Raw genomic sequence first — 11,891 nt, 5'->3', positions numbered from 1 at the left:
TCAGGCGATCCTTGGGACGGTAAGGGTTTCAGATGAGTTAGAGAGGAGCGGCCGAAGCGTCGCGACGAGACTGTCCGCCTCCGCAACTATCGTTCCGGCAGGAAAGGCGATGTCCGGGCGATGTGGCTCGGGCCAGCCGATGACGGTCATGCCCGCCGCAAGTCCGGCGTAGGCCCCGGGCGCGCTGTCCTCCACGACGATGCAGTCGGAGGGCTCGATACCGAGCAGCCAGGCGGCCCGAAGATAGGGCTCCGGGTCCGGCTTGCCGTAGCGAACATCGTTGCGCGTCACGCTGACCAGGCCAGGCGCCTGAAGGCCAATGGCTGAGAGGTTGGCGCTGGTCAGCATGCGGTCGGAATTCGAGACGACAGCCATGGCCGCTCCCGACGCGCGGACGAACGCCATTGCCGCATCGGCCCCCGCGCGCTTTCTTAGGCCGTTGGCGCGATCGATATAGGCGGCATATTTCCGCCCGACCAGCTCACCTACACCCGGCGCAAAGCCGATCGTCTCGACGAGCAACCTATGGCAGTCGCCGATCGCCATTCCCGTGATGCGCTCGCCAAACCCCTCTGGCAGCGCATAGCCGAAGCTTTCGACAGTCGCCGCCATCGTCTCGAAATGCAGCAACTCGCTGTCGACCAGCGTTCCGTCCATGTCGAAGAGAACTGCTTTACGGCTCATGAGGGCAACCGGTCCAGATCATCGTAGAGCGATTGGCTGTGGAAATAGAGCCTTTCGAAGAAGCCCTGCATCGGCCGGTAGGTCTCCGCCCATCGGCGATCCGGCAGGATTTCTTCGGAGTAACGGACATAGGCCTCGGCCGCATCTTCCACCCGCGAATAGAGCCCGGTAGCGGTTGCCGCCATTGCCGCGCAACCGACGATGCCGCATTCGGCCTCGGCCGGCACGAGGATCGGAATGCCGTAGACGCTCGCCTTGATCTTCATCCAGAGTTTCGTCTTGGCGCCACCGCCTGATGCAATGACACGCTCGATCGGCGCGCCCGAGATTCTGTCGAGAGTGTTGATGTGCCGCTTGACCGCGAAGGCAACGCCCTCGAGGATCGCGCGGTGCATATGCGCGAGCCCATGCGCCGCGCCGATACCAAAGAATTGCGCCCGAGCATTGCGGTGGTCGCCGAGCCGCTCGCCGCTAAGGTAAGGCATGAAGAAGAGGCGGTCGGCACCCGCTGGCGCCTCGGCTGCCTTGGCGACGATCTCCTCATAGCCGACCTGCTTCTCGTGAATGGCACGCCGCGCCCAGCGCATGGCGTCACCACCGGATTCGAGCAGCATGAATGCGCCCCAATTACCCTCGACGGTACCGACGTTCGAGACTCGTGCATCGAGCAGCGGCTTTTCGGCGATGGCTGTGATGATTGCCGAGGTGCCCATCACCTCCGAGCCGATACCGGGCCGGCAAACCCCGGAGCCGAGCAACGCAACCGGATAGTCGCCGCCACCGACAAGCACAGGTGTTCCTTCTCGAAGGCCCGTCTCGCGCGCCGCTTTGGCGGTTACGTGGCCCAAAATCTCGACGGGGTTGCGCAGCGGCGCGAGTTTCGCCATGTCGAGGCCAAGCAGAGAGATCATCCGTTCGGACCATTCGCTCGTGCGCGGATCCATCAGGAAGCTCGCGCCACCGTCGGTGCGGTCCATCGCGACCTCGCCGGTCAGTCTCAGGTTGATCCAGTCCTTGGGCATGAGGACGGCAGCCGTCCGGCGCCAGGCTTCCGGGTCACTGTCGCGCAACCATTGCAGCTTGAAGCCGGGCCAGGCGGGCGTCGCGGGATTTGCGCTGTCGGCGAGATAGCTGTCTGGCCGGTGTACCTTCTCAAAGGCCGCGACATGGCCGATCGCGCGCTTGTCGTTCCACAGCGGCGCTGTCTCGCGGGCGAGATCGCCGCGGTCGTCAACCAGCACCGTCCCGTGCATCTGGCCGCAGGCCGAGATGGCTGCAATTCGGCGGCTGGCGTCTGGCTCACTGGAGAGAACTTCGCGGATCGAGGCAATGACGCCGTTCCACCAATCGATCGGCCGCTGCTCGGACCAGCCGAATTGCGGCACGATCTGCTCGTGCTCGCGCGCCGCGATCTCGACCACTTTGCCGCGCCGGTCGACGAGGGCCGCGCGAACGCTGCCAGTTCCAACGTCGATCGTCAAAAACAAGTCTTCAGACATGAATCCACCCATCTCCGCGTCCTCCACCCGGGCACTCGCCCGGGCGGGTGTGCTGCGGCCCTGGATCACTTCACTGTTTCATAGAAACAATGAGAGGATCTAACTCTTTGAAGCGACGCAATTCCGGACGGAAAACGATTACACATTGTTCCTGAAATTGCTCTAGCGGCGCAGCCAGTTGGATGCGTATTGCAGGAGCATGGCGCCGATGATGATGCAACCCATGAAGACCTGCTGATGATAGCCGGGCACACGGGCGAGATTCATCATATTGGCGATAATGCCGAGCACAATGACGCCGATAAAGGTGTTGAACGCGCCCCCGCGCCCACCCATCAGGCTCGCGCCTCCAATGACGACGGCGGCGATCGCGTCGAGTTCCGCACCGACCCCGATATTGGCCGAACCAACGCCGGTTCGGCTGGCGGAAACGACACCGGCGGCGGCGGCGAGCACGCCAGAGATGACATAGACCGACATGGTATACCAAGCCACCGGAATGCCCGAGAGCCGGACCGCCTCGACGTTCGAACCGATCGCCTTCACGAGACGGCCGTACCGCGTGAACATCAGCACCGTGCCCGCAACCAGGAACACGAACGTCATCAGGATCACCGGATACGGAACGCCCGCAATCGCGCCTGAGCCGAACGCAGTTATCGCTGCGCCGCTGTCGCCCATCACGATCGGCTGGCCGGCCGAGATGATCAGCGAGAGCCCGCGCGCCACCGTCATCATCGCGAGTGTCGTCACGAAGGGCGGCAGCTTCAGGAAGGCGACAAGCACGCCTGAAACCAGACCGCAAGCCGCGCCGGCAAATAGAGTTGCTGTCATCGAAAGGCCGGTCCCGTATTGCTGGATCAGGATCGCGGAAAGCACGCTGCCGAGGGCGGCGACGGAGCCGACTGAAAGGTCGATGCCGCGCGTCAGGATCACGAATAGCATGCCGATCGCCATGAGGCTGGTCCCGGAGATCTGGCGCAGAACGTTCAAGATGTTGCGCTCGGTCAGGAACACGTCTGACATCGAGGCCGCCACGATGACCAGCGCAACCAGGATCGCGATCGTGCCGTAGCGCTGCAGGATCTGGCTGACGTTCAGCGACGGGCGAGTGGTTTCGGCTAGGTCTGACACGGTGCTGCTCATGAGTTCACAACCATCTTTTCGGGCGAGGTGACGGTGTTCACCATCGCAAGCTTCAGGAGATTTTCCTCAGTGTAGTCTTCGGGTCCGAGTTCGCCCGTGATCTCGCCCTCCCGCATGACGAGGATGCGGTCGCAGAGCCCGAAGAGCTCCAGATGCTCGGAAGAGATGACGAGAACCGCCCGCCCCTCGGCGGCGAGTGCCTTGATCAGCGAATAGATCTCGGTCTTCGCGCCGACATCGACGCCGCGCGTCGGTTCGTCGAAGATCATGATGTCGCCGTCGGCATGGAACCACTTGGCGAGCACGACCTTCTGCTGGTTCCCGCCAGACAGGCTGGACGCCGGATCGTTGAGGCTGCCGGCTTTAAGGCGCAAGCGTTTCGCGAGGTTCTCGACCGCCGCCCGCTCGACGGCGCGGCGCACGAAGCCGAAGCGGTTCACGAGGGGCCCGAGTTTCGCCATGGTCGCGTTCACCCGGATCGGAAAGTCGAGAATGAGCCCCTGCTCCTTGCGGTTTTCGGGGACAAGGCCAATGCCCGCCTTGACCCCGTCGCCCGGCGAGCGGATCGACTTTTCCTTGCCATGCACGAAAATGCGGCCGGACTGCGCCCGCTCCGCCCCGAAAACCAGTCGGACGAATTCCGTTCGGCCCGCACCGACAAGCCCGCCGAGCCCGACGATCTCGCCCGCGCGAACGCTGAGCGACACGCCCTTGATGCGGTCTCCATCCGAGAGGTTCTCGATGCGCAGCACCTCTGCGCCAGGCCGGCGCTCGACACCTTCGCCGAAAAGCGCCTTCAGCGACCGACCCACCATCATACGGATGACGTCGTCGATCTCGACCGCGGAACGGTCCACGGTCGCGACAGACGCTCCGTCCTTCATGACGGTAATGCGGTCGGCGATGCGGAAGACCTCGTCGAGACGGTGGGAAATATAGATGACACCGACACCGCGGGCGCGAAGCGTGCGGATGATGCCGAGCAATCGTTCGGCGTCCTGTACGGAAAGCACAGCCGTCGGCTCGTCGAAGACCATCACGCGGGCGTTGCGCGACAGCGCTTTGGCGATCTCGACCACCTGCTGGTGCGCGACGGAAAGGTCGCCGACGGTCGCGCCCGGGTGAATCGAAAAGCCGAGGCTGTCGATAAGCTCGCGCGCCCGCCGGTTGAGGTCGCGCCAGGAAATGACGGAGGGAATTTCGGAAAGGAAGATGTTTTCAGCGACGGTCAGATCCGTCGCGAGCGCCATTTCCTGATGGATGATCGCGATTCCCTTCGAGATGGCGTCCGACGGCGAGCGAAAATGTGGCTCCTCGCCCGCGACTTTCACCATGCCGGCCTCGGCGATATATTCGCCGCCGAGCACCCGCATGAGGGTCGACTTACCCGCGCCGTTCTCGCCGAGAAGCGCGTGGACTTCGCCTGGCCGAAGCGCGAAATCCACGCCCTGCAGGGCATGAACGCCGCCGAAGGATTTGCGGATGCCCGAAAGTTCTACGAGATTTTCCATAGTGCGATGTCTCTTCGACGCAGGGGTCCGCTTCCTGGCGACCACCGTCGGGTGGTGGCCGGCGAGCCGCGAAGGACCCGCCGGCCCGGGAGGATCAGTTGATCAGAAGACCGCGTCGGCCTTGTAATACTGGTCGACATTGTCCTTGGTGATCGCCGTGGGCGTCGTGTAGGTAATCTTCGACGTGTCGCCCGGCAGCTCTCCGTCGAGTGCCTTCTTGGCGAGGTCGACGGCCGTCGAGGCGACGAGCGCCGGATCGTTGAGACCGGTGGCGCCGTAAGTGCCCTCCTTGATCATCTGGAGCGCTTCCTTCTGCCCGTCGGCAGCGGCAAGCAGCAGCACGTCATCGACGCGGCCCGCCTGTTCCAGCGCCTTGCGGGCGCCGAGCACCATGGAATCATTCTCCCCGAGCACAACGTTGATGTCCGGATTGGCCACCAGAAGGTCTTCCATCGCCTTCAGGCCACCCTCGTGCCCCCACAGCCCCCAGCCCTGACCGACGACTTCGAAGCGGGCCCGGCCTTCGTTGCGCAGCTGGCCCTCGAGCAGGCCGGCCAGCACGCCGAGGCGGCGCTCCTGCCCCACCTCATTGCCCTTGTCGCCGGAAAGCAGCGCGATCTTCAGGTCCTTGCCCTTGGTCTGGTCGGCCAGCCACTGGCCGACGAGCATGCCGTTGCGGCTGTTGGAAGACTGCACCAGTGTCACGAAATTCGCCGTTGGGTCGAGGGTGGAGTCGATGACGAAGACCTTCACGCCGGCGGCGGAGGCGGCGTTTACCGCCGGAACCATGCCCTTGCTGTCGCGCGGATTGACGATCAGTGCGCCGATGCCCTGGGCGACCATGTCCTCGATGTCGGCGATCTGCTTGTTAAGGTCGTTCTGCGCGTCGGCCGAGATCACTTCGCACCCGAGCTCTTCGGCATGTTTCTTGGCAGAAACTTCCTGGGCGGCGAAATAGGGCGCGTCGAGCGTCTTCATCGAAATGCCGATCTTGCAATCGGCGGCCTCGGCGGCGCCGATGGCCAGCAGCGAGGCGGCAGCCGCCAATGCGATCTTCAGGGCGGTCCTTGGTATGCGGGTCATGATTTCTCCTCCGGGTGGACGCGATTGATCGCGAGCCAGTGTTTCTTGGCTGAAATGTAGCGTAGTTACAGATTTTTTTTCCGTCAACATAAAATTTCGGGCACATTGGCGATTTATTGCGGTGCAAAACGGCGTATTTTTGCACTTGTCAGATTTTTGCCAGTCATTTATGTAATTTTGCTACGTAACTGCGGAGATTGAAATGTTGAGAGAACCGGTCACGAGCGTCATCGACGCAAGCAGAGGCGGAATGAGTGGAAACACCGGGCGCTATGAAAAGCGGCTGAGCGACCTCGCAGGCCTTTACGAGGACGCCGCCGCCCATTCAGACCTCACCCGCCGCCTCGATGACCCGGTCGTCTACGCGGTCGAGGACTTTCGTCCGGGCGATCACGCCGGCGACCTGATCTATGGTGTGACGCGGATGATGCCGGGCCTGATCGGCCGCGAATTCTTCCTGACGCGCGGCCATATTCACGCAAAGGCCGACCGCCCGGAAATCTATTACGGCCAGAAGGGCAAGGGGCTGATGCAGCTCGAATCGCCCGAGGGCGAGACGCGTATCGTCGAGATCGGTCCGCAGACAATCTGCTACGTGCCGCCCTACTGGATCCACCGATCCATCAATGTCGGCGAAGACGACCTCGTCATGGTCTTCGCCTACCCGTCCGACAGCGGCCAGGACTACGGGATCATCGAAGCCTCGAACGGCATGCGCCATCGTGTCATGGCTGATGGGAACGGTGGCTGGCGCCTTGTCGAGAACAAAGACTACCGTCCGCGCAGCGGCGAAAACATCGCAGACCTGATGAAACGATACGCGTAAGAACCGAACGGACGCAAGGAAAAGCCCTATGGACAACTCTATCGACCTGATCGCCAGCCTCGGCGTCGTGCCCGTCATCGCGATCGAGCGTGTCTCCGACGCAGTACCGCTCGCCGATGCCCTGTTGGAAGGCGGACTGCCGGTGGCCGAGATCACCTTCCGCACGCAAGCCGCCGCCGATGTGCTGGCGGCGATCCGTGACGCGCGACCGGAGCTCTGCATTGGCGCCGGCACTATCCTCGACAAAGAGAGTCTGGATCGCGCGATCCAAAGCGGCGCCCGATTCGCTCTCGCACCCGGCTACGACCCTGAGATCGTCGACGCTGCGAAGTCCGCCACCCTTCCCTTCTGCCCCGGAATCATGACGCCTACGGACCTCACTCTTGCCACCGCGCATGGCGTCCGGCTGGCAAAGTTCTTCCCGGCGGGCGTTGCGGGCGGCCCGAAGGCACTCTGCGGCATCGCCGCTCCCTTCGCCCACCTCGATGTCCGCTTCATCCCTACAGGTGGCGTCACCCAGGCGACGATCGGCGAGTGGCTCGCGGTCAGGCACGTCGTTGCCGTTGGCGGCACCTGGATCGCCAAGACGGAGGATATCCGGGAGGGCCGCTTCGCCGATATTTCCCGCAACGCGGCAGAAGCCGTGAAGGCAGCCAAGGAAGCCCTGGAGAAGCGCGCGTGACCCTCTATCAGCCAGCTAAGCAGGCGACGCTCTATTTCATCGGCGTGACAACGGCCAAAAGCTCGATCATGAAGGTCTTCCCGGCATGGGCGGAGCATCTCGGCCTGAAGGACGCCGTCATCGAAGGCATCGACTTCAAGCTCCACGACGACCCGACCGCCTACCGTGCGGCCGTCGAATTCATCCGCGACGATCCCCTTTCCATGGGCGCGTTGGTGACGACGCACAAGATCGACCTCTTTGCGGCCTGCAAGGACCTGTTCAACGTTATCGATCCCCACGCGAAGCTCATGGACGAGACGAGCTGCATCTCGAAACGTAATGGCAAGTTTGTCTGCCATGCCAAGGATCCGATTTCCTCCGGCCTCGCCATAGACGGCTTCCTTGGTCAGGGCTATTTCGCCCGGACGGGAGCCGACCTATTTTCGATGGGCACCGGCGGATCGACAATCGCGATCACTTGGCACCTGATGCGCCGTTCGCGCGGCAGGGACGTGCCCGGGCGTATCGTCGTCTCCAACCGGAGCCAGCATCGACTCGACGAGATAAAGCGCATTCATGAAAGCGTCGAAAGCGATGTGCCCGTCGAATACGTGCTTGCCCCGAAACCCGAGGACAACGATGCCGTGCTTGCCGGCCTGAAGCCCGGCTCGCTCGTCATCAATGCCACGGGCCTTGGGAAGGACGCGCCGGGCTCGCCTTTGTCTGGTGCCGCACGTTTTCCCGAGAAGGCGGTCGCCTGGGATCTCAATTATCGCGGCGAACTCATTTTTCTCGACCAAGCACGCGGCCAGCAGAAGCAACGCTCGCTGCAGGTCGAGGATGGATGGACCTATTTCATTCACGGCTGGACGCAGGTCATCGCCGAGGTTTTCGATGTTGAAATTCCGACATCCGGCCCATCCTTCGACCGCATCTCCGAAATAGCACGCGAGGCAGCAGGACGATGACGACAACTGCCCGTATCCTTGTAACGCCTCGCTCGCTCACTGCAGAACCGCATCCGGACGTGGAGCGCCTGCGCGATGGCGGGTTCGACATCGTCTATTCGCGCCCCGGCGCCACGCCCACCGAAGACGAGCTTCTTGAGCTTGTCCCCGATTGCGTCGGCTGGCTCGCGGGTGTCGAACCGGTGACCCCACGGGTCGTCGAAGCGGCTGGCAATCTGCGGGTCATCAGCCGCAATGGTGTTGGCGTCGATAATCTTCCTGTCGACATGCTGGCAAAGAAGGGCGTCAAGATCATGATCGCCGAGGGGGCGAACGCGCTTGGCGTTGCCGAACTCACCATCGGCCTCGTCTTCAGCGCCTTGCGCTCTATCCCGCGCGCCGATGCAGGCATCAAGGCGGGCGACTGGCCGCGCATGCGCGGCATGGAAATCCGCGGCCGGACCGTAGGCATCATCGGATGCGGCGCGATCGGACGCGAGGTGGCGCGCATGGTCGTCGCTCTCGGCGCAAGAGTCATCGCCCATGATCCGGCGAGGCCTAATCTCGACCTGCCGTCGAGCGCTTTTGAGTATGCCGACGTCGATGACCTCATGGGCGAAGCGGAAGTCCTCTCCTTGCACTGTCCCCTGCCGAAGGACGGCTCCTCGTTACTCGACCGCAAGCGCCTGCATTCGGCGCGCCCCGGGCTCGTGCTCGTCAATACGGCGCGAGCACGGCTCGTCGATGAAGACGCCCTGATCGAAGCGTTGGACGCCGGACAGGTTGGTTGTTATGCCACGGATGTTTTCGAACCCGAGCCTCCGGTCTCCCTGCGCTTGGCAGGCCACGAACGGGTCATTGCAACGAGTCACATCGGGGGCTTCACGGCAGAAAGTGTCGACCGCGCGACCCGGATCGCCGCCGACAACCTACTTTCGGCGCTCAGGGGTTGACAAACGATGACGGGTCGATTGAGGGAAAGGCGGTTTAACGGTTCGCTGGCCGAGCAATTGGCAAAGCCGTCCGGAAGCGCGGAGCGCCTCCTCTGGCTGGGACAGGCCGGTTTCGTCGTGGATATCGCGGGCTGCCGCGTGGTCATCGACCCTTATCTTTCCGATTCCCTGGCGGAGAAATATCGGGGAACGCAATATCCGCATCAGCGTATGATGCCGCCGCCGATCGAGCCGACAGGTCTGATTGGGGTAGACTATGTTCTTTGTACGCATGCCCATACGGATCATATGGATCCGGGAACGCTGCCGGGCCTGTTCGCTGCCAATCCGTCGGCGCGCCTGGTGGCTCCACGGGCAGTGCGGTCAGCGGCGCTCGAACGATCTGGGCTTAGTGAGGAGCGCATTCTCCTGGTTAATGCTGGCGAGACGCTTGACCTTGCGGAGGGTCTTCGTCTCGTTGCCACCCGCTCCGCCCACGAAACCTTGGAACAGGACAACAGTGGCAATCACCGGTTTCTCGGCTTTATGCTCGAGAGCCCCCACGTGAAGATCTGGCATTCCGGCGACACCATTCCCTTCGACGGTCTTGTCGAGGAGGTCAAAGCAATGCAGCCTGATATCGCGCTCATGCCCGTAAACGGCCGCCGGCCAGAGCTCTCGTCCCGAGGCGTACCGGGCAATCTCACGCTGCCCGAAGCGGTTGACCTCAGCAGCGCTATCGGCGCGGGTACGATCGTCGCCCATCACTATGGCCTATTCGATTTCAACACGATCGGTCCGGAACTCATCGATTCCGTAGCGCGATCAACAGTGTTTCCGCGTCTGCTCAGGGCAAGAGAAGCAATTGCTCTCGAATGGGCTGCGTCTTAGCATAGGAGCCGATTAAAAGGACATTGCTCATGGATACCGATTCCCGCATCGAAGGGCGCGGCCTTGGCGGACGAAACATCGTAGAAGTCATCCGGACGATGCGTCCCGAACTGCGTAAATCCGATAGAAAGGTGGCCGATGTCGTCCTAGAGGATCCGCGTCGCATTCTGAATGCGACAGTCGGTGAGACAGCGGCTTTAGCCCAGGTCAGCCAGCCGACTGTTCTGAGATTCACGACGGCCGTTGGCTGCAATGGCTTTCCCGATTTCAAGATACGCCTGGCGCAAAGTCTCGCGCTGGGCACTCCCGCGACGCATTCGGTGCTGCTGGATACCGACCAACCTGAGACAGTGGCCGAGAAGATCTTCGATTACACGATGACGAGCCTCGACTGGGCCCGTTCCCGCTTGGACAAGCAGGCGATGAACAAGGCGGTCGATATCCTTACGGCGGCCAAGTCGATCGTTTTTTTTGGCTTCGGCGCATCAGGCATCGTCGCGCGAGATGCCCAGCAGAAATTCCCCCTCTTTGGCGTGCCTTGTGGCGCCGAGCTGGATTCGCATCAGCAAGTCATGGTTGCCTCAATGATGAAGGAGGGAGAGGTCGCCTTCGTCATTTCCAACACCGGCACGACGCGTTCGATTATCGAGATCGCCCGCATCGCGCGCGGTAATGGGGCGACCGTTATCTGTCTGACTGGATCGGACTCCCCCCTGACCAATTATTGCGACGTCTCATTGATCGTCGAGACGCTCGAAAACACGAACATGTACACGCCGACGACCTCGCGCATCGCTGCCCTGGTCGTAATTGATATTCTTTCCACAAGTGTCGCAATGCGGCGACCCGCAGAGTATCAGGCGCGCATCCATCAAATGAAGCGGCAATTGTCCGATATGAGGCGCATGCAACCTCTTTGAGCGGTATCCAGTTTGTTGACGTCGGCAACGCTACTCTCGATTTTCGGAGATGAAGCGGCCGCAAGGAACTTTATAAGACACCACGCGGGCGGGCGATGTCGTTCACGCCTTCCGCATCGGGCGCCTGGCCGTAGCTCATGCGCCGCATCTGCGTGATGACGCGCTCCATCTCGTCATCGGGCAGGATCGGCGGTTCGCCGAGCGTCAGGGCTTGAACATACATCCGCGACAGCGTCTCGACCTCGATCGCAAGCCAGAGTGCGGACTCGAGCGTTTTGCCAAGCGAGATCTGGCCGTGCTGGCCAAGCAGGCAGGCCAACCGGTCCTTGAGCGCGACGAGCGCATTGTCGGAGAGCGCCTGCGTGCCAAAGGTCGCGTATTTGGCGCAACGGATGGTGGTGCCGCCGGCAACGCCTGTCATGTAGTGAAAGCTCGGGATGGTCTTGTGATGGCAGGCGAGCGTCGTCGCATAGATCGAGTGGCAGTGCAGCACCACGTTGATGTCGACGCGTTCGCGCAGGATGTCGCGGTGAAAGCGCCATTCGGAGGATGGACGACGCCCGACATAGGTGCCATCGAAACCCATCTCCACCAGATCTTCTGGTTGCATCGTCTCATAGGGCATGGAAGACGGGGTGATGAGGAATCCATCGCTCGTGCGAACGGAGAGATTGCCAGCCGTGCCCTGATTGATACCGCTCGTGTTCATCCGCCGGCAGATATCAACCATCTCGCGCCTCAGCGCCAGCTTGTCGGTTGTCGCGGGTTCAGCCATTAAATCGTCCTTT

General features: G+C 62.2%; 12 protein-coding genes. 6 read left to right on the top strand and 6 right to left on the bottom strand.

What is annotated here, in order from left to right:
* From QN224_RS29685 to QN224_RS29665, 5 genes are all read right to left on the bottom strand, one after another.
* Positions 1-684, bottom strand: coding sequence for an HAD family phosphatase (locus QN224_RS29685; protein ID WP_283979598.1), 684 nt, complete (start codon positions 682-684; stop codon positions 1-3).
* Positions 681-2,183 carry an FGGY family carbohydrate kinase gene (locus QN224_RS29680; RefSeq protein WP_283979597.1) on the bottom strand — a complete coding sequence of 501 codons (1,503 nt, stop codon included), beginning with the start codon at positions 2,181-2,183 and terminating at the stop codon, positions 681-683. The genes QN224_RS29685 and QN224_RS29680 overlap by 4 nt, the downstream gene beginning before the upstream one ends.
* Positions 2,184-2,345: 162 nt before the next feature.
* Positions 2,346-3,329, bottom strand: a complete 984-nt coding sequence (locus QN224_RS29675; RefSeq protein ID WP_283979596.1) for an ABC transporter permease — start codon at positions 3,327-3,329, stop codon at positions 2,346-2,348.
* On the bottom strand, positions 3,326-4,840 hold the full coding sequence (locus QN224_RS29670; protein ID WP_283979595.1) for a sugar ABC transporter ATP-binding protein: 1,515 nt from the start codon (positions 4,838-4,840) through the stop codon (positions 3,326-3,328). The genes QN224_RS29675 and QN224_RS29670 overlap by 4 nt, the downstream gene beginning before the upstream one ends.
* A 102-nt stretch (positions 4,841-4,942) precedes the next feature.
* Positions 4,943-5,923, bottom strand: a complete 981-nt coding sequence (locus QN224_RS29665) for a substrate-binding domain-containing protein (RefSeq protein ID WP_283979594.1) — start codon at positions 5,921-5,923, stop codon at positions 4,943-4,945.
* Between the two features lie 202 nt (positions 5,924-6,125).
* Here QN224_RS29665 and QN224_RS29660 point away from each other — a divergent pair, with 202 nt between their 5' ends.
* From QN224_RS29660 to QN224_RS29635, 6 genes are read left to right on the top strand one after another with little or no spacing between them, the layout of a single operon-like run.
* Positions 6,126-6,749: a glucose-6-phosphate isomerase gene (locus QN224_RS29660; RefSeq protein ID WP_283979593.1), complete on the top strand. Its 624-nt coding sequence runs from the start codon at positions 6,126-6,128 to the stop codon at positions 6,747-6,749.
* A gap of 28 nt (positions 6,750-6,777) precedes the next feature.
* Positions 6,778-7,431, top strand: coding sequence for a bifunctional 4-hydroxy-2-oxoglutarate aldolase/2-dehydro-3-deoxy-phosphogluconate aldolase (gene eda / locus QN224_RS29655; protein WP_283979592.1), 654 nt, complete (start codon positions 6,778-6,780; stop codon positions 7,429-7,431).
* On the top strand, positions 7,428-8,381 hold the full coding sequence (locus QN224_RS29650) for a shikimate dehydrogenase (protein WP_283979591.1): 954 nt from the start codon (positions 7,428-7,430) through the stop codon (positions 8,379-8,381). The genes eda and QN224_RS29650 overlap by 4 nt, the downstream gene beginning before the upstream one ends.
* The gene (locus tag QN224_RS29645) at positions 8,378-9,313 is read left to right on the top strand and encodes a phosphoglycerate dehydrogenase (protein WP_283979590.1); all 936 of its coding nucleotides are present in this window, start codon (positions 8,378-8,380) and stop codon (positions 9,311-9,313) included. Before QN224_RS29650 ends, QN224_RS29645 begins: the two co-directional genes overlap by 4 nt.
* A 6-nt stretch (positions 9,314-9,319) precedes the next feature.
* Positions 9,320-10,183, top strand: a complete 864-nt coding sequence (locus tag QN224_RS29640) for an MBL fold metallo-hydrolase (protein WP_283979589.1) — start codon at positions 9,320-9,322, stop codon at positions 10,181-10,183.
* 29 nt (positions 10,184-10,212) lie between these two features.
* Positions 10,213-11,103 (top strand): SIS domain-containing protein, encoded by an 891-nt coding sequence (locus tag QN224_RS29635; RefSeq protein WP_283979588.1) that lies wholly within the window; start codon positions 10,213-10,215, stop codon positions 11,101-11,103.
* A gap of 70 nt (positions 11,104-11,173) precedes the next feature.
* On the opposite strand, the gene QN224_RS29630 is transcribed toward QN224_RS29635, so the two are convergent.
* On the bottom strand, positions 11,174-11,878 hold the full coding sequence (locus QN224_RS29630; protein WP_173513730.1) for a class II aldolase/adducin family protein: 705 nt from the start codon (positions 11,876-11,878) through the stop codon (positions 11,174-11,176).
* Between the last annotated feature and the right edge of the window lie 13 nt (positions 11,879-11,891).

The organism is Sinorhizobium sp. 7-81 (genome assembly GCF_030124405.1).
GTDB classification, from domain to species: domain Bacteria; phylum Pseudomonadota; class Alphaproteobacteria; order Rhizobiales; family Rhizobiaceae; genus Sinorhizobium; species Sinorhizobium psoraleae.
The sequence above is the reverse complement of the archived record's forward strand: the minus strand, read 5'-3'. Positions and strand labels throughout refer to the sequence as shown.